The organism is Sulfitobacter sp. M22, from assembly GCF_021736025.1.
Lineage (GTDB): Bacteria > Pseudomonadota > Alphaproteobacteria > Rhodobacterales > Rhodobacteraceae > Sulfitobacter > Sulfitobacter litoralis.
The window spans coordinates 22,423-48,932 of the sequence record NZ_WMEC01000003.1 but is presented as its reverse complement, the minus strand read 5'-3'; the positions used below and the strand labels follow the sequence as shown (position 1 = coordinate 48,932).

General features: G+C 60.0%; 23 protein-coding genes. 17 read left to right on the top strand and 6 right to left on the bottom strand.

Translation table 11 applies throughout. The features are described 5' to 3' along the window. Window positions 1-372 precede the first annotated feature (372 nt). From GLP52_RS16545 to GLP52_RS16530, 4 genes are all read left to right on the top strand, one after another. Entirely contained in the window at window positions 373-1,671 is a 1,299-nt protein-coding gene (locus tag GLP52_RS16545; RefSeq protein ID WP_093732848.1) for an AAA family ATPase, read from the top strand. Next, a complete protein-coding gene (locus tag GLP52_RS16540; protein WP_237272954.1) occupies window positions 1,671-2,858 on the top strand; it encodes a ParB/RepB/Spo0J family partition protein in 1,188 nt (395 codons plus the stop codon). The genes GLP52_RS16545 and GLP52_RS16540 overlap by 1 nt, the downstream gene beginning before the upstream one ends. Before the next feature lie 164 nt (window positions 2,859-3,022). After that, window positions 3,023-3,244: a type II toxin-antitoxin system CcdA family antitoxin gene (locus GLP52_RS16535; protein ID WP_237272953.1), complete on the top strand. Its 222-nt coding sequence runs from the start codon at window positions 3,023-3,025 to the stop codon at window positions 3,242-3,244. Between the two features lie 8 nt (window positions 3,245-3,252). Then, a complete protein-coding gene (locus GLP52_RS16530) occupies window positions 3,253-3,546 on the top strand; it encodes a CcdB family protein (RefSeq protein WP_093732851.1) in 294 nt (97 codons plus the stop codon). 13 nt (window positions 3,547-3,559) lie between these two features. Here the strand turns inward: GLP52_RS16530 and GLP52_RS16525 are convergent, their stop codons facing one another. Both GLP52_RS16525 and GLP52_RS16520 read right to left on the bottom strand, forming a co-directional pair. Then, window positions 3,560-4,195 (bottom strand): glutathione S-transferase family protein, encoded by a 636-nt coding sequence (locus tag GLP52_RS16525; RefSeq protein WP_237272952.1) that lies wholly within the window; start codon window positions 4,193-4,195, stop codon window positions 3,560-3,562. Window positions 4,196-4,293: 98 nt separating this feature from the next. Then, on the bottom strand, window positions 4,294-5,982 hold the full coding sequence (locus GLP52_RS16520; protein WP_237272951.1) for a thiamine pyrophosphate-binding protein: 1,689 nt from the start codon (window positions 5,980-5,982) through the stop codon (window positions 4,294-4,296). A 165-nt stretch (window positions 5,983-6,147) separates the two neighbouring features. Here GLP52_RS16520 and GLP52_RS16515 point away from each other — a divergent pair, with 165 nt between their 5' ends. The 13 genes from GLP52_RS16515 to GLP52_RS16455 all read left to right on the top strand — a co-directional run bounded on the left by GLP52_RS16515 (window position 6,148) and on the right by GLP52_RS16455 (window position 23,812). Continuing rightward, window positions 6,148-7,809 (top strand): hypothetical protein, encoded by a 1,662-nt coding sequence (locus GLP52_RS16515; protein ID WP_237272950.1) that lies wholly within the window; start codon window positions 6,148-6,150, stop codon window positions 7,807-7,809. A gap of 47 nt (window positions 7,810-7,856) precedes the next feature. Next, window positions 7,857-11,825, top strand: coding sequence for a cytochrome P450 (locus GLP52_RS16510; RefSeq protein ID WP_237272949.1), 3,969 nt, complete (start codon window positions 7,857-7,859; stop codon window positions 11,823-11,825). Window positions 11,826-11,843: 18 nt separating this feature from the next. Next, window positions 11,844-12,719, top strand: a complete 876-nt coding sequence (locus tag GLP52_RS16505) for a hypothetical protein (protein WP_237272948.1) — start codon at window positions 11,844-11,846, stop codon at window positions 12,717-12,719. A gap of 183 nt (window positions 12,720-12,902) precedes the next feature. After that, the gene (locus tag GLP52_RS16500) at window positions 12,903-13,904 is read left to right on the top strand and encodes a transferrin-binding protein-like solute binding protein (RefSeq protein ID WP_237272947.1); all 1,002 of its coding nucleotides are present in this window, start codon (window positions 12,903-12,905) and stop codon (window positions 13,902-13,904) included. A 163-nt stretch (window positions 13,905-14,067) separates the two neighbouring features. Further along, window positions 14,068-15,348, top strand: coding sequence for a surface lipoprotein assembly modifier (locus GLP52_RS16495; RefSeq protein WP_093732856.1), 1,281 nt, complete (start codon window positions 14,068-14,070; stop codon window positions 15,346-15,348). 211 nt (window positions 15,349-15,559) lie between these two features. Further along, window positions 15,560-17,047, top strand: coding sequence for an aldehyde dehydrogenase family protein (locus tag GLP52_RS16490; protein ID WP_093732857.1), 1,488 nt, complete (start codon window positions 15,560-15,562; stop codon window positions 17,045-17,047). A gap of 32 nt (window positions 17,048-17,079) precedes the next feature. Then, window positions 17,080-17,961, top strand: coding sequence for an NAD(P)-dependent oxidoreductase (locus GLP52_RS16485; RefSeq protein ID WP_237272946.1), 882 nt, complete (start codon window positions 17,080-17,082; stop codon window positions 17,959-17,961). A gap of 89 nt (window positions 17,962-18,050) precedes the next feature. Further along, the gene (locus GLP52_RS16480) at window positions 18,051-19,031 is read left to right on the top strand and encodes a TRAP transporter substrate-binding protein (protein ID WP_237272945.1); all 981 of its coding nucleotides are present in this window, start codon (window positions 18,051-18,053) and stop codon (window positions 19,029-19,031) included. Window positions 19,032-19,084: 53 nt separating this feature from the next. Then, entirely contained in the window at window positions 19,085-19,606 is a 522-nt protein-coding gene (locus tag GLP52_RS16475) for a TRAP transporter small permease (RefSeq protein ID WP_237272944.1), read from the top strand. Continuing rightward, window positions 19,599-20,882, top strand: a complete 1,284-nt coding sequence (locus GLP52_RS16470; RefSeq protein ID WP_237272943.1) for a TRAP transporter large permease — start codon at window positions 19,599-19,601, stop codon at window positions 20,880-20,882. The genes GLP52_RS16475 and GLP52_RS16470 overlap by 8 nt, the downstream gene beginning before the upstream one ends. Window positions 20,883-21,008: 126 nt before the next feature. After that, window positions 21,009-21,680 (top strand): sigma-70 family RNA polymerase sigma factor, encoded by a 672-nt coding sequence (locus GLP52_RS16465; RefSeq protein ID WP_093732862.1) that lies wholly within the window; start codon window positions 21,009-21,011, stop codon window positions 21,678-21,680. Window position 21,681: 1 nt separating this feature from the next. Next, a complete protein-coding gene (locus GLP52_RS16460) occupies window positions 21,682-23,127 on the top strand; it encodes a flagellar hook-length control protein FliK (RefSeq protein ID WP_237272942.1) in 1,446 nt (481 codons plus the stop codon). 13 nt (window positions 23,128-23,140) lie between these two features. Continuing rightward, window positions 23,141-23,812 (top strand): flagellar hook assembly protein FlgD, encoded by a 672-nt coding sequence (locus tag GLP52_RS16455; RefSeq protein ID WP_237272941.1) that lies wholly within the window; start codon window positions 23,141-23,143, stop codon window positions 23,810-23,812. Between the two features lie 11 nt (window positions 23,813-23,823). Here GLP52_RS16455 and GLP52_RS16450 read toward each other — a convergent pair whose 3' ends face one another. Genes GLP52_RS16450 through flgG form a run of 4 tightly spaced genes read right to left on the bottom strand, consistent with a single transcriptional unit; the run spans window position 23,824 to window position 26,506 of the window. Beyond that, window positions 23,824-24,279 (bottom strand): flagellar biosynthesis protein FlgH, encoded by a 456-nt coding sequence (locus GLP52_RS16450; RefSeq protein ID WP_237272940.1) that lies wholly within the window; start codon window positions 24,277-24,279, stop codon window positions 23,824-23,826. A 14-nt stretch (window positions 24,280-24,293) separates the two neighbouring features. Next, on the bottom strand, window positions 24,294-25,031 hold the full coding sequence (locus GLP52_RS16445; protein ID WP_093732866.1) for a flagellar basal body L-ring protein FlgH: 738 nt from the start codon (window positions 25,029-25,031) through the stop codon (window positions 24,294-24,296). Further along, complete coding sequence (gene flgA / locus GLP52_RS16440; RefSeq protein ID WP_093732867.1) at window positions 25,028-25,708, bottom strand: flagellar basal body P-ring formation chaperone FlgA; 681 nt, start codon at window positions 25,706-25,708, stop codon at window positions 25,028-25,030. Before flgA ends, GLP52_RS16445 begins: the two co-directional genes overlap by 4 nt. A gap of 12 nt (window positions 25,709-25,720) precedes the next feature. Further along, window positions 25,721-26,506, bottom strand: coding sequence for a flagellar basal-body rod protein FlgG (gene flgG, locus GLP52_RS16435; RefSeq protein ID WP_093732868.1), 786 nt, complete (start codon window positions 26,504-26,506; stop codon window positions 25,721-25,723). Window positions 26,507-26,510 lie beyond the last annotated feature (4 nt).

Here is a 26,510-nt window from a genome sequence, read left to right as displayed (position 1 = left end):
GTTTTGCCCCGACCCTCTTTCTTTCCCATTCAAAATTGAAAGTTAAGGTATCACTGGTATAGAGGGACAGACAGGGCGTCCCCTAATGCAGCGATTTTGTCCCCCAATATCTCGCGGTGCCGATCCTGCTGTCCCCCTATATTTCCGTGCTTGAGCTATAAAGCGGGTGCTATGTGGCGAATCGCGTCGTGGCCGTGTGGTATAAGGGATATTGCGACCCCGTTCATAGAATATATGTCTTTCCATAAGATGCAAATTCAGCGTAAATCCAAATTGAGTAGTAATTAGCGTTCTCTTACGGGTTTTCCGGTGTCGCCACAGCGCGCGGCGTTGTGGTTCCCCGCGGGGAACGGGTAGGGAAAAGGACAGCTTATGTTTACCTATGCGGACCTGGCAAAGCTTCAGGCGCAGTCGCTCAAGATGCAGGGGCACATCCGGCATCAGACGTATTCGCCTGAGATGGAAAAGACCCTGCGCCGGTTCTCAAGCTGGGAGGTGGCGGAGCTGATCTTTAAGACCAACCCATCGACCCTGCGCGGCAGGCTGGCGGCAGACCCGTCCCTGCCCGAGGGGCAAGTCGAGGAAGAAGGCCGCCAGCGCTGGTATTCGCTGGAGGAAATCAACGAGCTGCGTCGCAAGCTCAAAATCAAGAACCGTTCGCTGATGCCGCCGCGGCCTGCGGGCAAACGGGCGGTGCGCGCCGCGATCGCGAACTTCAAGGGTGGCGCGGGCAAGTCTACCGTCGCGCTGCACTTCGCTCATGCCGCCGCACTGGACGGCTACCGCGTGCTGGCCGTGGATTTTGATCCGCAGGCCACGCTCAGCCATTCGATGGGGCTGTCCGACGTGTCAGAAGAGGTCACCGTCTGGGGCATCATGGCCCGCGATCTTATCCGCGAGACAGAGCGGATGAATGCGGTTCAGGGCGGTGCCGAAAGCGGGGCCACCCTGCCCCAACGCAAACTGCCTGCCTCTGTCACCGGCATGGGGCTTAGCGAATTGCGCGCCACTGATTTCATCAAGCCGACCAGCTGGCCCACGATCGATCTTGTCCCGAGCTGCGCCAACGCGGCCTTTGTCGAATTTGCCAGCGCGCAGTACCGGCACCTGAACCCTGAATGGTCGTTCTTTGCCGCGGTGTCGCGCTACCTTGATACGATCCCGCCTGACGCCTACGACCTGATCATCTTCGACTGCCCCCCTGCCATTGGGTACCAATCTATGAACGCGGTTTTTGCGGCGGATGTTTTGTACATTCCGTCGGGCCCGGGCTATTGGGAATATGACAGCACCACCAGCTTTATCGGCCAGCTTTCCGAGGCGCTGGAGGATCTCGGTCGCTTCCGCGGTCGGTTGCCGACGGGCACGGATCCGGTGAAGGCGTTTGCCGACATCAAGTTTCTATTGACCCGTTTCGAGCCTAATAACGATCTACACCGTGCGATGCAGTCAGCCTTTCATCAGGTTTTCAAGCCACATGTAGCAGAGCACCCGATTGAAATGACCCGCGCGGTCGAGCAGTCTGGCCGGTTCCTGTCGTCGATCTACGAGATGGATTATCGTCAGATGACCCGCGAGACTTGGCGCCGCGCACGGGCTTCCTTTGATCGGGCCTATGATGAATTCCGTACCACGCTGGTGGACGCGTGGGATAAGCTGGAGGATGAATAATGGTTAAGAAGCGGTCTGTTTTTGACATCAACTTCGAACTGGATGACGAGGAAGAAGCGGCGGGGTTCCCCGCGGGGAACGATAAGCCTGCGCCGCCGGTCGTGAAAGAATACAACATCCAAGGACACCCGCTGCAGAACAGCGATCCGGTTGTTTCTCCAGCCCCGAGCGCTGCGCCCACGTCGACCCCTGCCCCTGCCCCCGCCCCTGCGCGCCGTGGTCCGATGGCCAGTGCGATCTCGGAAACGTTGGAGGCGACCTCTGAGCGCGCCACGGCAGAGGCCGCTATCCGGGCCGAAAACGATGCCTTGGCGCATGAGCATGTACGGTTAAAACGGTTAGGGTTGATCACCGATTTGATCCAGACGTCGGATGTGCACACCAACAAGCTGACCCGAGACCGGTCGGCGAATGTCGATCCCGAGCTGGCAGAGCTGAAGCAGTCGATTCAATCGGTCGGTCTGTCGAACCCCATTCGTGTAGAGCAGACGGACAACGGCTATGAGCTCATTCAGGGCTTCCGACGTCTGACCGCCTTTCGCGAGCTTGCTGCTGAAACAGGCGACCCGCGCTATTCCCGCATCCCCGCAGCGCTGGTTCCCCGCGGGGAACCCTTGGCAGATCTTTACCGCAAAATGGTCGATGAGAACCTCGTGCGCAAAGACCTGTCCTTTGGCGAAATGGCGCGGCTGGCCCTGTTATATGCGCAAGATTCCGGCATCGATGTCAGCGATGCGGTCGGCACGCTATATGCCTCTGCATTGAAGCAGAAGAAGACCTATATCCGCCAGTTCGCGCGGGTCTTGGCAGATCTGGACGGTGCGTTGCGACACCCCGAGGTGATCCCGCGCGCGCTTGGGTTGGATGTGTATCGCTATCTGGATGCGAACGCCGGGCACGCTATGGCGCTGAAAAAGGCATTGATCAGGCAACCCGACCGCGACGGTGATGCCGAACTGGCGATCTTGCGTGCGGGTATTACGGCCAAGAAAACCGCCCCAAAGCCCGCGGGCCGCAGTTCAGCCAAGACGTCTTTACGCCTTGGGCTGCCGCAGGGCGAGATGCGGGTGATCGCGTCGGATGGAAAGGTCGAGATGCGCTTGCCGCGGGATTTCTCGGCTGTGAGCAAGGCGCGATTGCAGCGCGGTATCGAAGCATTCCTAGCGGCGCTCGATAAGGAAGACTGAATGTTTAACGGGGCAGGGCGGATCGTCTTGCCCCTTCTAATTTGCGACAGGTCGGGACTGATTGGCGAGATAGGCCCATATATGCGCGCCAACCGACGCCGCCTTGCCCGAATCCTCATCCTCACCTATACTCCTGACTTGTACGCATAACTCGAGGTGGTGCCATGGGCCGTGTCAAAGTAAATCTTACATTAGATGCCAGCGTCGCCGAAACGGCGCGCGCGCTTGGGCTGAACATGTCGCGGCTTGCCGAGGCTGCGATTTCAGAGGCCGCCAAGGCAGAACGCAACCGTCGCTGGCGGATCGAGAACCAGCAGGCACTGGATGCCTATGCGCAAGAGGTGGAGGCCGAGGGCTTGCCGCTTGAACGCTTCCGTAGTTTTTAGGGCGCGTTATGGCGCAGTTTGATGTGTACCGGCTTGCGGGCGGGCAGCTTGTGGTGGATCTGCAAACCGACTTGATTGGCATCGACGCCTCGCGCGTGGTGGCACCGCTGCGCGAGGCGGGGCGGTATGCTGCCTTTCCTGGTCTGACCCCGCAGGTAGAGATCGACGGCACCGTATGGATCGTGCGGGTGCAAGAGCTTGCCGCCGTGCCCGGCACCGCGCTGCGCGACAAGGTGACTTCGCTTGAGGCAGAGCGCGATGCGTTGAAGCGGGCGTTGGATATCCTAATCGACGGGCTGTGACGGTGCCCGCGGCTTATGGTTCCCCGCGGGGAACTTCGCCCACGTCTTTTGGCACTTGGTAGCCCTTGACCACAGCGTCGCGTGACCGCAGCGCCTTGTACCAGCGCAGCACATTGGGGAACTGCATTAAATCTACACGCTGCCATTCATACCGTGCAACCCACGGCCAGCAGGCCATATCCGCGATGGAATAGGCACCGCAAATATAATCCTGCCCCTCAAGCTGCTTATCCAGCACGCCATACAGCCGCTGCACTTCGGTCGCATAGCGGGTTTCGGCGTAGGGGGCCTTGCCCGGGTTGAACTGTAAGAAGTGATGCGCCTGTCCGGCCATCGGGCCCAGGCCGCCCATCTGCCACATCAGCCATTCATGCACCGTGGCCCGCCCAATCGCATCTGATGGCAGGAATTGCCCATATTTATCAGCAAGATACCACAAGATTGCGCCAGATTCCATTAAGGTCAGGCCGTTGTCATGGTCCTTGATCGCGGGGATCTTGTTGTTGGGGCTTATGGCCAGGAAATCGGGGGCGAACTGTGCGTCGGCGGTGATGTCGATCGCATGGGTGGTATAGTCCACGCCCAACTCTTCGAGCAGAATGGAGACCTTACGGCCATTCGGGGTGGTCCAAGTATAGAGATCAATCATCGCTGGATCCTTTGGTCTGCGTTCCGGGGAAGGGTGCCCCGCCCAAGTTCAAACTGCGGGCGGGGCGCTATATCTGTCTCTAATATTGAGTTTAGAGACTATTTGCTTTTCGCCGCATCGCGCAATTTCGTGATTGTTGTGCGGGTCGAGATCTGTTCGGGGTTGGTGACCAATTCGATCAACGCGGGACAGCCACTGGCGCGGGCCCGTTCAAAGGCGGCCGCAAAGTCTGAGGTCTTCGTCACGCGTTCTGCATGGGCCCCATAGCCTTCGGCCATTTTGCAGAAGTCCTGATTGATCAGCGTGGTGCCTGAAATGCGTTCGGGGTGATCACGTTCCTGGTGCATGCGGATGGTGCCATAAATGCCGTTGTTGAACAGCAGCACGATCGGCGTCGCACCGTATTGCGCGGCGGTGGCGAGTTCCTGACCGCTCATCATGAAACCGCCATCGCCGACGAAAGACAACACCAGTTGATCGGGATGTGCCAGCGCGGCAGCAACGCCCGCTGGTACGGAATACCCCATCGCGCCGCAGGTCGAGCCCACGATGCGCCCCGGGCGGCCAAAGCGCAGATAGCGTTGCGCCCAGCCGGTGTGGTTGCCAGCGTCCAGCGTCACGATTGTGTCCTGGGGGAGGCCGTCGCGGATCTGGCAAAGGGCGACGCCCATGTCGAGCTCCCAGTCGTCACCATTGGGGCTGTCGGTGTCGGTCAGGTAATCCCCGTGCAGCTTGGCGCACCAGTCCTGCCAATCGTCAGCGCGGCCCAGATCAACTTTGGCCAGTGCCGCCGCGGCGGCGGCGGGGCAGGCGGCAAACCCGAGGTCGGGGGAATACACCCGCCCGATTTCATCAGCGTCGGGATGCAGATGCACCAGACGCGTGTCGGGGTTGGGCGACTGCAGCGTGGTGTAGGTCTTGGTGGTCATTTCGCCAAGGCGAGCCCCGATGACGATCAGCAGGTCCGCCTCTTTTTGACGGGCAAACAGCGTCGGCGCAGTGGAGGTGCCGAAATCGCCGGCAAAGACGGGGGATAGGTTGTGCACGATGTCCTGCCGCCGGAAGGACGTCGCGACGGGGATGTTGTTGGTCTCGGCAAAGCGGGTGATCGCAGCGGCGGCGTCCTCGGACCAGCCGGAACCGCCAAGCAGGATCAGCGGGCGTTTGGCCTGTGCGATCTCTGCCGTCAGCGCGTCGACATTTGCTGGCGAAAGCTGCGCTTGGGTCGCGGTATAGGGGCGGGCATCTGCGACTTCGACGATATCGGTCAGCATGTCTTCGGGCAGGGCGATGACAACCGGACCGGGCCGGCCAGAGGTGGCGACGCGGAAGGCGCGGGCCATATATTCGGGCACGCGGGATGCATCATCAATCTGGGTCGCCCATTTGGCGATGGGGCCAAACATGGCGCGGTAGTCGACCTCCTGAAAAGCTTCGCGGTCCGTGGTGTCGCGGGCGATCTGGCCCACAAGCAGGATCATCGGCGTGCTGTCTTGTTGCGCGATATGCACGCCGATGGCGGCATGGCAGGCACCGGGGCCGCGGGTGACCATGCAGATGCCGGGGGTGCCATGCAGCTTGCCGTAGGTTTCGGCCATATTTGCGGCACCTGCCTCGTGGCGGGCGTTGATCAGGGTAAAGCGGTCCTGCACATCATGCAGCGCGTCCAGCACCTCGAGGTAGCTTTCACCGGGCACGCAATAGGCTGTGTCGGCCCCGTGGATCAAAAGCTGGTCTACAAGGACCTGTCCGCCGGTTCGGCGTTTAAGGGGGGCGTTCTGGGTCATTGGTCGGGCTCCGTCCATGTCATCTGGTATTTTTCGGTTGGCAAAGATGCACCACGCCGGGGCGGGTTTTGCAATGCCGTTGGGGAAACATGTGCGCACAATTAGAATTTGACGGATCGCGGCGTATCCCGCACACTCAACCTATGCGGAAATGGTGTGGTTGTTGTGGCAGATGGATCTCATAAGACCTTAGGCTTAAAGCTGAATGTCATCGGGCCGTTCGATCTGCGGCTGAGCGATGGGTCGGGTATTACAATCACGTCGAAGAAAGCGCGCGCGCTGCTGGCGCTGCTGGCCGTCGCCCCCGGTGGCAGACGCGAACGACGGTGGTTGCAATACAAATTATGGAGCGAACGCGGAGAGCGTGAGGGCGCGGCGAGCCTGCGCCAGACGCTGTCTGCCTTGCGCCGTGCCTTGGCCCCGATGGACGAGGTGTTGCAGGCGGATCGTACCACGGTCACGCTGTCGCTGGACCAAGTGGACGTTGATGCGCTGGATCTAGGCGGGCTTGCCGATCGCCTAACGGGGCAGGAAGAGTTCCTTGAGGGGCTTGATGTCAAAGATCCGGAGTTTGACAACTGGCTGCGCGAGCAGCGCGGTTTCTGGGCCCGCCAAATAGACGCACATCAAGGCGGCGGCGCGGGCACGGTGGCCCCGGTTGCCGCCCCGCTTGATGTGCCCTGTGTGACGTTGATGCCCTTTGCCAGTGCCGATCATCCGGCCCCCCAAGCGCAGGAGCTGGGGGAACAGGTGCTGGACCAGTTGGCGCGGCATCGCTGGATTTCATTTATGGATTGGACGGTGCACACTGCCCGCAGTGCCGCAGGGGCGGCGCGGCCCGCGACGGCCAACTATGCGGTGACGGGACAGCTGCGCACCGACGGGACGCAGCTGATCCTGACGGCAGAGTTGACGCATCTCACGACCGGCCAGTCGGTCAAACGCGCCCAGTTCACTGCCCTTGCGGCGGATCCGGCCGATATGGGGGCTGATCTTGCCGCCGTGGCCCGCGAACTGGCGATCGACGTGGCGGGGAACTTTAGCTGCGCGCTGGCGCAAGCCTACGAAGAGCGGTCCCAGTCGCGGGCAGCCCAAAGCGACGCGGCGCTGGTCTGGCAGGGGCGGTGGCATATCAACCGGCTCACGCCGGAAGATTTCGAAAAGGCGCGGATGATCTTCGAGGATATCACCACCCGCAATCCCGGCCACGTAGAGGCGCATATCTATCTTGCGCTGACCACGCTGTGGCGGGTCTGGACCTGTCGCGCCGATCCGCGTGATATCAAATTGGCGCGGCGGCAGGCGCAGCGGGCGATCAAACTGGATGTATCGGACGGGCGCGGCTATTGGATCGCGGGCTGTGCGGAGTGTTGGCTGGGCAACAAGTCGGCCGCGGTGCATTACACGGACGAGGCCATTCGCCTGTGTCCGTCTCTCGCCTTTGCCCATGACCAGCGCGGCACCAATCTGGCCTATGACGGGGACCCACTGGCAGCGATCAACGCGCTAGAGCGCGCGATCCGTCTGGCACCGCACCACCCGCAGCGCTTTTGCTTTGAAGGGGAATATGCGCTGGCCGCCCTTTTGGCGGGCGATTTATCCGCAGCCTTGCAGCATGCGGATCACGCGTTGTTGCTGCGTCCGGCCTATTGGTATTCCCATATGGTCAAAGTGTTGGCGCTTCACCGTATGGGCCGCCCTGATGCGGTGGCGCGGGCAAAACGCGCGTTGTACGAGTTCGAACCCCGTTTCAACCGCAGCTACATTAACTGGCTTCCTTTCTCCGACCGGTCGCAGAACGCGCGTATGATTGATGAGATGTTTTAGGTAGGGCGCGTCGTCGCTTGGGGGCCCTTGCACAAGGCATCCGTTCCATGACGAAATATGCAGATAACTTTGCGGGTATCCGACAGGCGCAGGCCGATGAACGGGCGCATCCCTCTGATCTGGGGACGCGGCACTTTTCGCTGGATGCGCTGAATGGCAGCTGGTTTGCGCAGCTGCGCAGCCGGATTACCCAAGCTCTGCTGAAACACGGCGGGTTGCGGTTGATGCAGCGGATCGGGCCGGTGGTGCGGTTGGGCCCCTATTATTTCGTCACCCGCCATGCCGAGATCGTTGCCGCACTGCACCGGCCTGATGTGTTTGGTGTGCCCTTTGGCCCCGAAATGGAAGAAATGGCGGGTCCGCCCGTATTTGCCTTGGGCGATGACGGGGGCACCCATGCCGCGCAGATGGCGATTTTGCGCGGTCCTTGGGCGGCGATTGATCCTGTGACCCATGTACGCCCCGTGGTGCGCCACGTGACCGAGGCGTTGTTGGAGGATAGCGGCGGACAGATCGACATGGCGCGTGATGTCTTCATGCGCGTCACGGCGGAGGCCTGCCTGAAGACCTTTGGCATCGCGGCCCCGAGTGCTGAAAATTTCGCGGCATTTTCGGCGGCCTGTTCGTCGCTGATCTTTGCCGATCCTACCGGCACGCCTGCGGTGCGACGCCAAGCGATGATCGGGGCGAAACGGATTTGCGATCTGTTGGACATCAGTATTAACGCCTATGCGAACCTAACCGCTGATGAGCGCAGCGCGCCAGAGGACGCGAGTTTTCTGCAAGGGTTGATGGACGAGGTGGCGCAGCAAGGGCCGGACGGGGCGGTCTGGACGCAGTCGGACAAGGACACGGTGCGCGTGATCTTGTTCGGGGTGATCACCGGCTTTGTCCCCACGACGGCGCTGGCGGCGGGCAAGATACTTGATCAGATGCGCCGCAAACCTGACCAGTTTCACCACGCAATGCGCTGTGCCGCGCGGGCCGAAGCCGCACCCGATGATGCGCACGCCCGTACCGCGTTGCGCGACATGCTGTTCGAGATCGCGCGCTTTAATCCGTCGTTGTTTCCCGGTCAGTTTCGGTTGCGCAAAGACGGTGTGGACACGCAAGGTCTGCCCGACGCACTGCGCCGCATCAAGCCCGGTGCGCCTGTCATCCTTGCCACCGCCGTGGGGCTGCATGATCCGCGGGTGGTGAAACATCCCAACCGTTTTGCCCCGGGGGAGGGGTTCTTGGGCAAGGACGGACAGGTTTTGCCGGATTTGTCATTCGGCTTGGGGATGCATCATTGTCTGGGTCACGACATGGCGCATGAAATCATCACCGAGGCGTTTCAGGTCATTCTGTCGCGTCCGGGTATCGCCTTTCTGCCCGAAAGGCCAAAGTTCTATGGCCCGTATCTGGGGCGTTTGCGGATGCGGTTTGATATGGTCGAAGGGCATCAGGCCCAGTCCACGATCGTTTCACCCCTACCGTTGAAACAAGGCGTTGATATTGACGCGTTGCGGGCTGCTCTGAAGGGGCTGCTTGACGAAGGGTCGGACCTGAAGCAGGGGTTGGATACGACCGGGATCGTGCATTTTGCCAGCCTGAACCTCGTCAATCTGGGGGCCGAAACGCGGCTGGACGCACGGCCCACGCATCTGCTGGCAGAGTTCAATACCGACGGCACGCAACGCGATGCGCTGGCGCGGCTGGCTCAGATGATCGACACGCCCTGCACAGTGCTTTTGCCCTATCTTGAGGGGGCACGCGGCGGCTTTGTGGCGGCATTGCGTGCCCATTTGCTGCACCCCGATACCAAGCCTTGGGGCACCATCGGGGTGAGTTTCAACGGGACAGAGCATATGCCCGTCCGGCAGATTGAGGCTGAAAAGGAGCTGTATGAGTGGGCGGAGCCTCTTGTCCGGCAGCTGTCGCAGGAGGGGACCACGGACCCGGTTGCTGTGATGACCGAAATCCGACAGGAGATGCGGAAAGACTCCGCGCGCGCCGCGCTTCTGTATCGTCCGTCACATCGCTATCCGCGGTTCTCGCGGCATAAGGATTTCCCGTTCTCCGGCTTTATCGCGAAATATGCGGGGCTGGGGCTGAAACCCTTGGCAGCTTTCGCGGTAATGGCGCTGCTGTTGCCTGTGGGGTTGGTGGCTTTTGGCGTGGTCACCTTGCTGCAGGCGGCGGATGTCTATGTCTCGCTGTGGATGGTGCCGCTGCTGTTGGCATTGACCGCAACGGGCATTGCGTTGGCATGGCTGCGACGGGTGGAGACGGACGAGACGCCGGATAACCGCTATGCGCCCCATGATCACGTTGCCGCCGTGCAGCAGATGGAGGATCTGCCGGGCTATGCGCAGAACCACATCACATCTGTCAGTGCACTCAAGCCCGGCATGCTGCGGCGGTTGACCACAGCGCTGGCCTTTCACATCATCAAATACATGAAAATCCTGTGGTTCCGCCCCGGCTTTGTCACGGATTTCGCCACCATCCATTATGCGCGCTGGTATTGTCCTAAAGGCAGTCAAAAGCTGATCTTTCAGGGCAATTATGACGGCAGTTGGGAAAGCTATCTTGAGGATTTCATCACCAAGGTGCACCGCGGGCAAACGATGGCGTGGAACAATTGTGCGGGCTTTCCGCGCAGCCGGTGGTTCTTTCTGGATGGCGCACAAGACGGGGACAAGTTCAAACGATGGGTGCGCCGCCAGCAGGTGCAAACGCAGTTCTGGTACAGCCGTTTTCCGCAGCTCACCACGGGGATGATCCGCACGAATGCGCTGGTGCGCGATGGGCTGGCGCGGGCGTTGACCCATGATGAATGTCGCGCATGGGCCAATCTGTTCTATACCGCCCCGCGGCCAGCGGATGCGATTGAGACGGATCAGGTGCAGACGCTGTTGTTCAACGGGCTGGGGCGGCATCCGCTGATGACCGCGCGGGTGATCCGTTTCGACACGGCGCAGGGCGGCAAGCGTTTCATCGGGCAGCTGCTGCAAGACGCGCGCAACGCCGAAGTGCCCGGTGCGCCCTGGGATGCACGGCTGAGCTTTGGCGATGCCTATCCTGACTATCCCGCGCATTTTATCGCGTTGTCTTCGGCGGGGCTGTCGCAGCTTGGCTTTCCCGACACACCCTATGAAGGGCGCGGCACGCTGCCCCATGCCTTTGCCAGCGGCATGACGGCGCGGGCGCGGGTGTTGGGCGATGCAGGCACGCCCGCCGATCCGGCCCGTTGGCGGTGGAGCGACGGTTCCGCCCACGCCTTGCTACTGTCCTATGCCCGCGATGCAGACGAACAAAAAGAGACGGATGTCACCGTGACGGTTATGGCCGGTCATTTTGGCGTGACGGTCCAAAACACTGTGCGGGCGGATGTGCAGCGGCGCGGGCTAGCGCATAGCGACGGGTTTGGCACGCGCGACGGGATCTCGCAGCCGATCATGCGGCACACGCAGGCCTTTGCCAAAGGCAAGGCCGCGCGGGACGACGTGGTCGGGGCAGGAGAGTTCATTCTCGGCTATCCGGATTCGCGCGGCTATCTGCCTTTGGCGATCACCGTGCCCGCCGATACGCCCGCCGCGGCGGGGCTGTCCTCGATACAAAATCCGGTGACAGATCTGGTGCCACAGTTCGGACGGTCCGAACTCGGGGATCAGCGCGATTTCGGGCGGGGCGGCAGCTTTCTCGCTGTGCGCCAGATCTTGCATAACGACAAAGCCTTGCAGACGTTTGTGTCCGACAAGGCATCAGTGCTTGAGGCGCGGCACGTGCCGCAAAAAGGCGTTGCGGATGCGATCAGGGAAGATGTGTCCTTTGATATCAAGACCGGGGGCATCGGGCAGGGGCCCGACGACAAGGATATCGTGACAAGCGATAGACGGGACTCGGATGTGGATGGGGATATGGATCAGCGGCCTTATGGCGAGGTGCCAATGAATCCGCGTACGCGCCAGATCTGGATCGAACAATGGATTACCGCCAAGATCATTGGCCGGTGGGCCGATGGCAGTTAGCTGGCGCGCAACCCGTCGGTGTCGCGCAGCGTGCGCAATCGCGCGCGGTATCACAGTCTGGTGCGCCGGTATGTCGGGTTGCGGATCAAGGCAATAACGGCAGCCCAGGGCCGCCGCCCCAGCACCGACGCTGAACTGGACGCGCTGCACCGCTTCTTTGCGCTTACGCGGACGCGCAGTGGTACTGGACGGCTGGGAGTAGATGCACCGTTTGGAATGGATGACACGATCTGGACCGCGCAGGGGTGGACCCTTTTCAACGACGCCTTGTCGGAGCTGGAGCGCGAGGTCGGCCCCCTTGGCATACCGAAGGACCTGCTGAAACCGGTTAGGCCCGACAATGATTTTCGCCACGGCGAGGATGACCCCTTGGGTCTGTATTGCCCGATCGGATCCCATATCCGGCGCGCCAATCCGCGCGACAGTTTCCGCCCCGGTCACGAGATCACGCTTGAGATCAACAACCGCCATCGGCTGTTGCGGCGCGGGCGTACCTATAGCAGCACCTTTGAGGCACCGCAGGATAGCGGTCTGGTCGACGCCGGATGGATACGCCACGACAGCAAAGTCGAACCCGCTGTCTATTCAGAGGAAGGCACGTTTTTCATGTGCTTCAACGCCAACATAGAGCGGCAGTTCGAGTTTGTGCAGCAGACGTGGCTCAATGCTGACGGGTTTCATGGCGGGCGCCACGGGCCGGACCCGTTGATTACGCCAAAGCAGCAGGGAGATGAATTTGTCATTCCGGGGTCCGAGGAGTCGCTGGCGCTGGATATGTGCCCGATGACGGGCGGCGGCGACACAGATGCTCCGGTAGATTTCACGCGGACGGTAGCGGGGGGCTACTTCTTTATGCCAAGCAAACAGGCTCTGCGGTATCTCACGCAACTATAGGTAACGCTTCCTATTCTTTTGGGCGCACAAAACCTTCGGATACACCGTTTTTTCACGATTTTTTCACGGAAGGGGTGTTGGAAAATTACGGTACATTCACGGTCCAATCTTAACCTTTCTTAACCTGTCACGGATTTTTGGCAGGCACCCGCCCGCTTGGGGCTATTTAGAAAGGGCATTAAGATGAAACTTTATATGAAACTTATGACCACAACGGCACTGGCGCTCAGCGTCGCGGCCTGCGGATCGTCGAAAGGGATCGACAAGGTTATCGACGTCACCGATATCACGAAAGAGGCGCAGGCCAAACGGACGTTTGCGACTGATAAGGACGGCAATCCGGTCGATGCAGGCGGTGCCATCGCAGCAGGCAAGACGCTGACCGCGCGTGCCGTCGGGGTGAGCCTGAAAAACCTGAACTACGAAACTGGCAAAACTAGCCTGAAATCCGGGGGCACCGCGTCTATCAAACGCAATGACGCAGGCGCGCTGACGGTGACCATCAATGGCGTAGAGAAAGCCTTTAAGCCAAGTGATATAACGGCCGAGGGTGATGGCTACGAAGTAGATGGGGCGGACGGATATTTCGGCGTCTACAGCTACACGGACCAGATCGCGGACTTTCTGACTGCCGGCAACGGCTATTCGCAGGTGATTGAAATCCAGCGTGACCTTAACGATCCCGATAACCCTGGCTTGCATGAAAACGCGTTTGCGGTCATCGGCACCGAGACCGCGGACGCGGATCTAAAGGCCTTGCCCAAAGCGGTTTATTCGGGTCGATCACGGGTGAATGTGATCCCGAATTCCGGTTTCGAATCCAACCAAGAAAGCCGGTATAAAGTGCGCAGCGATCTGGCGATGACCGCCGATTTCGGTGCGGGCGAAGTTTGGGGGACCATTGGCAATACAACGGTCCAAGACCCCGGAAGCGACGTACGTGATGCCATTGGCGGCACGATCAAGATGAACAAGACTAGCTTTGACAACAATGGCTTTGCTGGAACATTGACCGCTGACCAAACCTTTATCAACGAGCTGGAAGTCGACAGTGGCTCGGGCACCTATTCCGGTGCCTTCTATGGTCCCGAAGCTGAAGAAGTTGCTGGCGTGCTGACATTAGGCCTGACCGATGGCGATGAAAGCATGAACGGTAGCGGCTTCTTCACCGCCGATAAACAATAACGTCGGTTCAACGAGATAGAGAAGCGCCAACCAAATTACGGGTCCAGCTTCTCTTGGCGTGGGCATGACCTCAAGCCATGCCTGCGTCTCCCCATTATTTCATGTGGGAGACGCAGAGCAGAGATCAGGGTTCACGCCGATTTAACTGCTTGAGGGTTAAACCATGAAACATCTAATTTATGCCGCCCTGATGGGCGTTCTATTCGCGTTCCAGTCGTCTGGATCGGCGCAGGCCGCGACACCGCAAGACTATCTGAAACGGGGGGAGTATGACGCGGCGCGGTCCAGTCTGGCCAAGCTGGTGGCGAATGACCCCAACGGGCCGGTGCATCAGGCCTATCTGGAGGGGCAGATTTTGCTGCGAAAGAACCAGCCTGCGGCGGCGATTGAGTTGTTCCGCGATCTGGTGCGCATCGCGCCCGCCTATGAACCGGCCCGAAGGGAGCTGACCTTGCTGCTGGCCCATCGTGGCGATGTGACCGCCGCGCGATATCATGCAGAGCGGCTGGTGGCGGAAACCGCCGACGAACAGCTGCGGGCCGGGTTGCAGACCTACATCTTGAACAACACCTCGCGCAAACCCAGCGGCTTTGCGCTGCGTTTTGCGTTGCTGCCATCGTCGAACCAGACACGCGGCAGTGCCGAGCAGGAGATTTTGGTTGGCGGGGTGCCGTTCACGTTGAACCCCAGTTCGCGGGCGTCTTCGGGTGTCGGGCTGTCGATCGGCGGCACCGCATGGCGGCGCTGGCAGTGGAGCGAGACATGGTCGGGCGTCGGCTCAGCCAGTCTGGATGCCAAGTTCTACGATTCAGCGTTGAACACCGAAACCACCGCCATCGTCCGTTTCGACGTTATTCGGGGCGGGCAGCGGGGGCGGTTCTCGTTCGGCCCGATTACCGAGCTGAGCTTTTCGGATTCTGACATCGTGCGCCGCCGCTGGGGGGCAGAGGTGCGAGGGGCCTACCAACTGCGCCCACGTGATGTGGTGTCGGGGGCGCTGCGGTTCGATCGTCAGACCTATGACCAAAGCCCGTTTCGCGACGGGCACCGGATGCGGGCGTCGGCGTCGTATCAGCATCGGGTGACGCCGACACTCGGGCTGTCGTTTGGCGTGTCGCACCTGCGCGAAACGACGCAGCGCGCGCATCTTGATCACCGTGAAACCGGCGTCTCGGTGGGCGTCGATAAGCAGTGGAAATCGGGCCTGTCTACCGGTGTGGTTCTTGCGTTTGAACACGACAGATACGACGGTATTTTCCCCGGTACGGTGACCCCACGCGAGGATGACACCACCAGCGTCACCTTTACCGTGCAGCACAACAAGGTGCAGATCGGGAAATACGTGCCGCGGATCACCTATACTTACACGCGGGCAAAATCGAATGTGGCCTTGTTCGATTATGACAGCCACGACATCGGGGCGAGCCTATCGATGAAGTTCTAAAAAAAAGGGAACGATAGGCCTTTCCTGCAATCACATGCTGTGTGCCCCGTTTAACCTGACAAAACACAGGTTTGCGGGACATTCGGGAAAGATATCCACGTAAAACTTTCAAAAAGTTGGATTAATTAGCTTCCCTTACCTTGCGGCGCCTCGATCCGAGGTGCAGAAAGACGCCGTATACGCGGTGGTCTGCAAAGCAAGGGAGACACGTATGAAAGACTGGAACGCTTTGGCGAGCGACCTTTATGATGGCAGCTTTCGCCCCATGTTCATCAATGGCAAATGGTGCCCGGCCCAATCGGGCGCAGAGATGGATGCGCGCAATCCGGCGAACGGGTCTTTACTGGCGACCGTACCGCAGGGGGGCGAGGCGGATATTGATGCCGCAGTGAAAGCCGCCCGCGCGGCGTTCGAGGGGCCTTGGGCCAAGTTCACCCCGTTCGAGCGTCAGGCGTTGCTGCTGCGCATCGCCGACAAGTTCGAGGCAGAATGGGAACGCCTGTGCCTGTCGGACACATTGGATATGGGGATGCCGATCCAGCGTACGCTGGCCAACAGCCGTCGCGTGTTAGGGATGTTGCGGTTCTATGCGGGGCAGGCGGTGATGATCCACGGCCAGACCATCCCGAATTCCTTCCCCGGCGAGATTTATGCATCCACCGTGCGTGAACCCGTGGGCGTGGTCGGGGCAATTATCCCGTGGAATGCGCCAATCGCCGGTTCCGTCTGGAAGATCGCGCCTGCGCTGGCGACCGGCTGCACCGTGGTGTTGAAACCGTCCGAGGAGGCGTCGCTGACCGTGCTGATGATCGCGCGGTTGATGCAAGAGGCGGGGCTGCCCGACGGGGTGCTGAATGTGGTGACCGGACTGGGGGCCGACGCCGGTGCGGCGCTGGCGGCGCATGCGGATGTGGACAAGATCGTGTTCACCGGTTCAACGGCCACCGGTCAGGCGATTGCCCGCGCGGCGACGGGTACGTTGAAACGCGTCTCGCTCGAGCTGGGGGGGAAATCACCCGTTATCGTGTGCAAGGACGCGGATATCGACAAGGCGGTGCCCGTGGCCGCGATGTCTGTCTTTGCAAACTCGGGTCAGATTTGCATCGCCGGATCGCGGCTGTTTGTGGCGCGCGAGATCCATGATGAATTCACCCGCCGCGTGGCGGAGTTTGCTGCAGGGTTGAAGATCGGGCAGGGGATCGACGAGGGCACGGATATCGGGCCCATCATCTCGGCCCGTCAGGCCGACCGGATTGCGGGCTTTTTGTCGGATGGTCCGGCGGAAGGCGCATCGGTTCTGACCGGCGGGCACCGCGCCGAAGGGGCTGCGCTGAAAGGCGGGCATTACATCCAGCCCACCGTTTTTAGCGGCGTCACCGACGACATGCGCATCGCCCGCGAAGAGATTTTCGGCCCCGTAATTTCCGCGCTGCCCTTTGATGATCTGGACGAGGTCGTGACCCGCGCCAATGACACGCCCTACGGGTTGGCTGCTGGTGTATTCTCGACCAATCTGGGCACGGCGCACAAGCTGGCGCATCGGCTCAAGGCTGGCTCTGTCTGGGTGAATATGTACCACGCGATTGATCCGGCGGTGCCGTTTGGCGGGGTGAAGATGTCGGGTTATGGCCGCGAAGGCGGGACCGAGCATCTGGAAGAATATCTGGACACCAAAGCGATCTGGATTAACGCGGACTAAGCTGCGCGTAAAGTCGAAGGGGGAGGGGAACGATGAAAGTTGGCATTATCGGTGTTGGTCTGATGGGCCACGGGATTGCGCGGAACGTCTTGGGCAAGGGCAAGTTCGATCTGGGCTTTCTGGATCATCCGGGCAACCAGCCGGTGGATGAGATCACCGGCCTGGGCGCGGTCGCCTATGACACCCCTGCCGCGCTGGCAGCGGCATGCGATGTGATTATTCTTTGCGTCACAGGATCGCCTCAGGTCGAGGCGATTGTGACCGGCATAGACGGGCTGGTTTCGGGGCTGAAGCCCGGTGCTGTGGTCGTCGATTGTTCGACCGCACTGCCCGACAGCACTCTGCGTATGGGGGCTGCCGTAAAGGACGCGGGCGGCGCCTATCTTGATGCACCGATGACACGCACCGCGAAACACGCCCATGACGGCGCGCTGAACCTGTTGGTGGGTGGCGATGCCGCTGTACTGGAAAAAGTCCGACCTGTATTAGCGAGCTTTACCGACACGGTCGACCACGTTGGCGCGCTTGGCCACGGGCACCGGCTGAAGCTGCTGCATAACTACGTGTCGGTGGGGTTCATGACCCTGTTGGCCGAAGCCGCGGCACAGGCAGCCGATGCGCAGATCGATCCGCAGGTGTTCGTGGACGTTTTGGCTGGCGGGGGCGGGGCGAGTGTCGCGCTTGAGCGTTTGGCACCCTACATCACGCAAGGCGACCGCGAAGGGCTGCCCTTTTTCGTCAGCAACGCACAAAAAGACATCGACTATTACCGAGCCATGTCGACTGCATCGGGGGCGCAGCAGACTGTCGCCGATAACGTCTCTGCCGCGCTCGCCCGAACGGTCGAGGCGGGGCATGGTCAGGCCTATGTGCCCGAGCTGGTAAAGTTGTTCCGGAAATCCGCGCAGGGCTAATGCAGCATTGCGCGGTACCACCGAGGGCTGCATCTTGTCAGCTTTGGTGGGTTTAGATAGCACATCCACAAGGTTACTGGGAGGTTACCATGAAATTCAATCTGACACATTTTGCGGCTGCAAGCGCGTTTGTCGCTTTGGCTGGTCCTGCTGCTGCGCAAACCGAGATCAAGATCGGCTACGCACTGGCACCTGACAGCCACTACGGCGTCGCGGCGCAGAAGTTCGAAGAAGTCGTGCTGGCAGAGACCGGCGACCAGTTCACGTTCAAACACTTCCCGTCGTCGGGTCTGGGTGGCGAACGCGAAGTGATCGAGGGGCTCCAACTGGGCACCATCGAGGCGACGATCGTATCCTCGGGCACGCTGGCGAACTTCGTGCCATCCACCGGTGTCTTTGACATTCCGTTCCTGTTCAGCGGTCTGGACCACGCCCGCGCGGTGCTGGACGGACCCATCGGCCAAGAGATTTTGGGCGAGTTCGACAATGTTGGTTTGCACGGTCTGGCGTGGGGCGAACAGGGCTTTCGCCACATCACCAACAACCGCAATGCGATCCACACGCCGGCCGATGTCGAAGGGCTAAAGATCCGCACGATGGAAAACCCCGTGCACCTCGCGGCATTCGACGCCATGGGTGCGGCCCCCACGCCGATGGCCTGGCCGGAGGTGATTTCCTCGTTGCAGCAAGGTGTGATTGACGGGCAGGAAAACCCGCTGTCGGTGATCGTATCGGTCAAGCTGAACGAAGTGCAGAAGTATCTGACCGTGTCGGGTCACGTCTATTCGCCCGCAATGCTGCTGGTGTCCAAACCATTCTGGGAGGGGTTGGACGACGATCAGAAAGTCGCGATGGAAAAAGCCGCGACCGAAGCTTCTGCCGCGATGCGGGGCTATGTTGACGATGTGGAAACCTCGGGCGTGGAGACGCTGAAAGAGCGCGGGATGGAAGTTAACGTCCTGTCCGCCGAAGAGAAAGCAGCGTTTCAGGCGTCGATCAAATCGGCCTATGAAGGCTACTATGAGACCTACAGCCAAGAGCTGGTCGACTCGATCGTAAACTTCGAGTGAGAAAAAACCGCCGGCATCCAAAGGGTGCCGGCGACATCGGGCGAGGGGAAGCCGTGAAGAAACTGGAAACCATTTTCGTGGCGTTGAACGGTTGGGCGCTGATCCTCATGCTCTCTGCAATGACGCTGGTCGTCGGTGCCAATATCACCCTGCGCTATGTGACCGCGCATTCGCTGCCATGGGCAGACGAGGCGGCGCGGTATTTGATGATCTGGATGACCTTTTCCGGTGCCGGTCTTGTGCTGCGCACGGGCGGGCATGTGGCAATCACCAATCTGCAAGACGCGCTGCCCAACATCGGGCAAAAGCTACTACGGGCTGGTATCGCTCTGGGGCTTTTGGTCTTTTTCAGTTTCATGGTCTACGTCGGCATCCAATACGCGCAGCGCATGCAGTATCAGGTGACCCCTGCCCTGCGGATGCCCTTTCTTTATGTCTATGCCGCGATGCCGGTCGGGTTTGCCCTGTTGATCGTGCATCTGCTGCTGATTGCCCGCCCGTTCATTATGGCGGGGGATTACAAGCGTATGGATGGGGCCACCGCCGATCCGCTGCCCGGAGGCGCAAATGGCTGAGATCCTTTTTCCTGCGCTGTTCGTGCTGCTGGCCCTTGGTCTGCCCGTGGCGTTCGCCATGGCGATTTCCGTGTTTGTCGCGTTGAGCTTTGGGTCGTCTTACCCCAACCTTGTCGTCGTAAAAGAGATGTTTTCGGGCCTCGATAGCTTTCCACTGCTGGCGGTGCCGTTCTTTATCCTCGCGGCGGAGATCATGACCGGCGGGGCGGTGACCCTCGCGATGTTGCGCTTGGCGCAATCGCTGGTGGGGCATCTAAAGGGTGGGCTGGGGCATGCAAATGTGGTCAGCTCTGCCATGTTCGCGGGGATCTCCGGCTCCGCGCTTGCCGATGCGGCGGGGCCGGGGACGATGATGATCCGGATGATGGAGAAGGGCGGATATGGCCGTGCCTATGCCGGTGCGCTGACCATTTCGAGCTCGGTCGTGGGGCCGATTATCCCGCCGTCGATCACGATGATTATCTACGCCATGCAGGACCAGCAGGTATCGGTCGGGTCGCTGTTCATGGCGGGTGTGCTGCCGGGTGTTCTGATCACCCTCGCGGTGCTGGTCGCCAATGCACGGGTCAGCCACAAACGCGGCTATGCCAGCGGCGCGCCGATGCCCCCCTTGGCAGAGATCGCGCGGATCGCTCTTTATGCGCTGCCCGCGCTGATGCTGGTGGTGCTGATCGTCGGCGGTATCCGCTTTGGCGTGTTCACCCCGACAGAGGCGTCGGTGATCGCGGTCTTCTATGCGCTGTTCGTGGGTATGTTCATCTATCGATCGCTGCATGTCGCGGACCTGCCCGCGATTATCCTGCGGGCGGCGCTGGTATCGGGGGCGGTATTATTGATCCTTGGTGCGGCGCGGGCTTTCGCATGGATACTCATCATCGAAGGCGTGCCACAGTTTCTGGCGGAAACCATCATCGCATGGGACCTGTCGCCAATCGTCTTTCTGCTCGCGGTGAATGCGCTGTTGTTGGTGTTTGGTCTGTTCATGGACCCGCTGCCCGGGGTGATGATCCTTGTGCCGATCCTTGCGCCGATCAGCTTTGCCCTTGGGATCGACCCGGATCATTTCGCGATAATCGTGATTGTGAACCTGACATTGGGCCTGACAACGCCCCCTGTGGGGAGCCTGATTTTCGTGGTCTCGTCGGCAGTGAACATCAAACCCTCTGCCCTGATCAAAGAGATGCCGCCGTTCTTTATCGCTTTGATGGGGGCGCTGCTGCTGATCACCTTTATCCCTGCGCTGTCCACGTGGTTGCCAACGCTCAGCGGTTTCTGAGGGCAACTGTCCTTTGTTATCGACCTGTTTGCCAAGGATAAATGCCAATTTAACCCTGCCTTAAGCATAATAAACTTTCCCAGATTCGTGAACTGTGGTCATGTTGGGGAAAAAGTTGGGCAGGCAATGACAATAACTTATGCAGCAGCGCGCAATGCGCCGATGTTGGCGTTGGAAGATGAACGTGTCCTGCTAAAGGATTGGCAGGACAGCAAAGATAAGTTCGCACTTGAATCCTTGGTGCTGTCTCATGCGCGTATCGTGTTCTACTGGGCGCGCAAGCTCAGCGATAATCAAGCCGAACGCGAAGACCTGATTTCAGAGGGTATATTGGGGCTGATCCACGCCGCCGATCTGTTTGATCTGGACCGTGATGTGCGCTTTTCGACCTATGCGAAATGGTGGGTCAAGAACGCGACAATGACGGCGCGCAATCACTTGCGTACAATCGTTGAGACACCGGCAGGCGTGCAACGCACTGTGCAGCATTCGATTGATGACGACGAAAGCTTTGCGCTTCTTGCGTCCGAAGACCCTAACCCCGAAGAAGCGGTGATCGCGCAATCGTCGCAAAGTCTGATCCGCGCCCGTCTGTTTGAAGCGATGGCCCTGCTGCCGCCAATGGACCGCGAGGTGTTGCAAGCACGCACGCTTCGGCAGCCACCTGAGAGCATCCAAGATTTGGCGACCCGAATGGCGGTCACGCCGGCCAAGCTGCGCCAGGTTGAACGCCGCGCAATGACACGGTTGAAGTACGAACTCGCTGCACGCGGCGTTCTGACCAGCAAGATGCATTGATATGAATGCTGCTCTCTCAGCCTTGATGACGGGACAGTCGGGTGTGAAACCGGGCAAGGGCGATGCCGCTGTGCCCGAAGGATTTGCCGCGTTGATGGGAGCCGTGCCGATCGCCGAGACCGGCACAACGGTGCCGCCCTTTACCCTCGGCCCCGATGGTGAGCCTATTCTGCCGGGTAGTGACGATGCTACCGCCGAAGGGATGGCAGATATACTGGGCCTTTCCCTGACCGCAGAGGAAGCGGGCGATCCGACAGCCCTGTCGATGGAGGCGTCCTTCACCGGTCTGATGATCGCCGCGCTGCCGGCGTTCGCGGCTGCTACCCCACAGGAAACGGGGCCGGTGACCGTCGCGACCACGGTCAACGTCCCCGCTGTCACTGTGCCACAGGCCGCTGTACAAGTTGTGGCTGGCGCACCTGACCCGCAGCTGCCGCTGACGGCTGCAGCTGCTGCGCCATTGGCCGCTGATGCGGTAGCAGCAAGTGCGACGCAAACACCTGTTAAGGTTGCGCTTGAAGCGAGTGCACCTGCGGCGGCGCCACCAGTAGAGGCGAAAGGCGATGCCAAAATCGCTGCGCCCGCACCGCAAACGGCCCTTATTCTACCGTCAGGGACCGCACCCAAGATACCTGCGACGGATCAACAACCGATAAGTGCCACGACAAAGGTTCAGACCGTAGCGCAAACGCAGGTGATGACGGGGATGCAGCCCGTGCCTAAACCGGAGGGTAGCAACAAGCTTTCCATTCCGTCGCGCGCGGTGCCGCAAGCCACGACAGCTGTTGAAGGAGCCGCCGCGTCAGAATCAATGACCGACGCGGATGCGCCCGTTGCGCCATTGCGACAGGCCGCCTTCGGGGCGGAGCAGCCAACCTTTCTCAATAACGCCGCCGCGCAGGGCAAAGCGTCCGTTGACGGCACCGCGACTTTCCGGCCTGCCGAGGTGGCGCAATCGCAACCCGTCGAAAGCAACGCGCTACTCCTTGCTGATCAAGCAAGCGACCTGAAAGCTGCTGCGCCAAGCCCGGAGGTGCAAAGCAAGCCAGCGCCAAAACCCTTTGCCGATGCGCTGATCTCGCAGGTGAAGTCCGTCGAGGCGAAAGAAGGGCGTACGTCGGTCAGCCTGCATCCGCGTGGATTGGGGCAGATCGAGATTGATGTCGTGACGGACAAGGACCACGGTACCCGCGTCGTCGTGCGTGTTGAAAACCCCGCCGTGCTACAAACGCTGCGCGACGAACGGCAACTGCTGGCGCAAGGCTTGGGGTTCACCGATGCGGGTAGCTTTGAATTCCAGCAAGGTTTTTCGGAGGATCGAACCCGCGACCAACAGCAGTCCCATGTGCCGTTTGGCGGGGCAAATGACGACACAGCGGGCACTGTGACCCCTGGCGTTCAGCACAAAAATGTGGTGGATGACGGACAACTTGATATTCTCACCTAAGGGGGTGTGATCCATGCTTACAAGCCAGACACTGTTGAACAACGTCACCAGCACGAGCCAGAGCTCGGCGCAGGATTCACTGGGCCAGCTGGGGGAAGACTATACCAAATTCCTGACCCTGTTGACGGCACAAATCCAGAACCAGGATCCGCTTGAACCGGTCGACAGCACACAGTTCGTGGCACAGTTGGCGCAGCTGTCCCAGGTCGAACAAGCGGTGCAGACAAATACCCAGCTTGAGACGCTGACCAGCCAGATCAGCGGCTTGCTGAACCTTGGTGGTACGGACCTTTTGGGGCGCGACGTAACAGTGCAATCTGACGTGGTGATGCTGGCGGACGGCAAGACAGCCTCGACCTACGAGGTTGGTGCCGGTGCGTCTAATGTCACTGCGAAAATCTTTGATCCGCTGGGACGGAATGTGCGCACGATGACCGGCTTGCCCGCGGTGTCCGGCACATCGAACCCTCTTGGATGGGACGGTCGTGACGATTACGGTAATGCGCAGTTGGCGGGGAAATATACCGTCGTACTGACCGCAAAAGACGCGGCGGGCAACAATATTGCGATCCAGCCGTCCCGCAGTGCCCGCGTTGAAGACGTACGTTTCCGCGAGGGAGAGATCATTTTTGGGTTGGATGGTGGTGAAACGGCATCGTCAATCACCGTGAAATCAGCCAGCTAAATACGGACCTTTTACTCGCGCAGCGTGATATTGCTGTAAAAGCTGTTCAGCCGCGCGGTACGTACCGCAGGAAAATTAACGTATAATTTGCGTACGATCTGTGCTGCAAGCTCCGCCTTGCGGGTTTCTTCGGCGATCGGTTGCGCAAGGCTTTGGTCTGTTTCGGCCAGTTCGGCAATCGCGGAAACGGTGGCATCACGCAAACGGGCACGCCCTACGGCACCGTTGATCTCGTGAAAAGACACTTCCCCCATGACAAAGACATCCATGTCGAACATCAGATGCAGGACCTTGCGACTTTGCATAATCTGCATGGTGAACTTGCCCAGAGGCATTTTGAACATCAGTTCTTGCGTCACCGCCTGACCGGAGGGAGCCGAAGGCGTCGGCCGCATAAAGCGTTCGCCGACATAGCCCATGGCCCCTGCGCCGATTACGCATGCGGCTATGATGATGTATTTAATCACAGCCGCGGCCCGCGTCAGTAGGGCAGGAACACTTCAAGCGCGTCCTGACCGTAGCGTGCAGTTTGTACCGTCGAAATCTGTCCGCGTCCGCCATAAGTAATCCGCGCTTCGGCGATCTTGTCATAGTCGATGGTGTTGCCGACGTTGATATCCGACTGGCGGATGATACCGGCGATGCGGAGCTCGCGCAGTTCGTTGTTCACCTTGACCTCCTGGCGCCCTGCGATCACGAAATTTCCGTTTGGCAGGGTCTGGATGACAAGCGCTGCGACGCGCAGACGAATGCTTTCGTTGCGGCGGATTGACCCTTCGCCCTCACTTGAAGAACTGCTGGAAAGCCCGATCAGTTTCCCGCTTTCGGTCGAGGTATCAAAGTTCAGGATATCGGGGTCATCAACGCCTGTCGACGACGAGCGGCTGCGCCCGGTGGCGTTTTGCAGCTGCGCACGGTCATCAATATCGATCAGGACAGTCACAAGGTCACCGATGTCACCCGCGCGGCGGTCTTGAAACAGACGCGGTGTTTGTTTGCTCCAGAGGCTGGCCTGATCTGCACGTTTCGGCTGGTCGGCTGGCGTGGGCAGGGGCATCGGAATGCTGATGCGGTTGACCTCGCCCATATGGTCAGGGCTGAGCGTCAGATCGCTGACCGTGGGGTTGTGGGTTTCTTTGAAGTCGCCACAGGCCGAAAGCAAAAGCGCCGACGCCGCAAGGATACAGCCCAAGCGGGCGGATAAACGAAGGGATGTCATTGTACGACCTCGACGACGCCTGCTGCCATCGCGATGGTGGACAGGGCCTTGTTGCTGGAAAGATTGACGACGCGCAGTTCCTGACCCTTGTGGGCATCATCCAGGGCGCGTCCTTTTGCGGTCAGTTGCAGCCCGCCATGAGACAAGCGGATCTTAACTTTTTCGCCGCGGCTGATGATCCGGGGCGGCATGACTGAATTGCGGGGCACAGGGCGACCGGTCACCAACATGCGCCGGACCTGCTGCCCGACAAGTTGTTCATATTCATTGATCGCATAGCTGCCGACCCGCTGCATGGGCATCTCGACCAGCGACACGTCTTGTGCGCGCACGATTTCGTCAGGCACGATACGGCGGTTCGGGACTGGTATGGTCAGCGTGACCATCGCCAAGCCCCAGACCCGCTGCGGCACACCGCTGTCGGTCACGATATTCGCGATAAATTGGCCCGAGTCAGGGTCGATCCAGAACTCCTGGACAAAGTTCCCTTCCTGGATCAGCCCCTCGGCCATGCGGATCTCCAGCTTGGCTTTTGCGGGCAGGGTTGCGCCCAGTTCTCCCACAGCACGTTCTTCGATCAGGTCAGTCACAGGCACGGGTTGCGCGGCTGCAGGGCCCGGGACCATAAAGACCGCAAGCTGGAACAGGACGAACAGGGCTATGGCAACACGTTTCATCGGTCTAACCCGTTACTTGATCTGGTTGGTTGTGGTCATGATCTGATCGGCGGTTTCAATCGCTTTCGAGTTCATCTCGTAGGCGCGCTGAGCCGAGATCAGATCGGTGATTTGCTGGATGATGTTCACGTTCGACTGTTCAAGATAGCCTTGGCGCGTGATGCCGACGCCGGGGGTGCCTGGGACGTTTTGCACAGGCTCACCGGATGCGGCTGTCTGCTCCATCAAGTTGTCACCGACAGGTTTCAGGCCAGCCTCGTTCAGGAACGTCGCAAAGTTCAACTGGCCGAGTTCCACCGGTTCAGGCTGATTTTCGACATAGGCCATGACCACGCCTTCTTGGTTGATCTCGACCTGACGCGTGAGTTCGGGCACGATGATCGCGGGTTCGACCTCATAGCCGTTCAGCGTGACCAATTGACCTTCGGCGCTCAGCTGAAAGTTCCCGTCGCGGGTGAAGGCCTGTGTCCCGTCGGGGCGGTTAACGGTGAAATAGCCACGCCCTTCGATGGCGAGGTCCATCTGGTTTTCCGTCTGGATCAACCCGCCTTGCATGTTGTGGCGGATCACCCCTGCCGCTTGGACACCTAGGCCAATATCAGTGCCTACGGGCCGCGCAGTGCCTTCTTCCGAAGTCAACGAACCGGCGCTTGCAAAACTTTGATAAACCAAATCCTGAAATGCCGCCCGACCACTTTTAAAACCGGTGGTGTTTGCGTTGGCGATGTTGTTGGCGATGACATCAACGTTGGTTTGCTGTGCCAGCATCCCTGTGGCCGCGATCCCGAGTGCTTTCATCTTA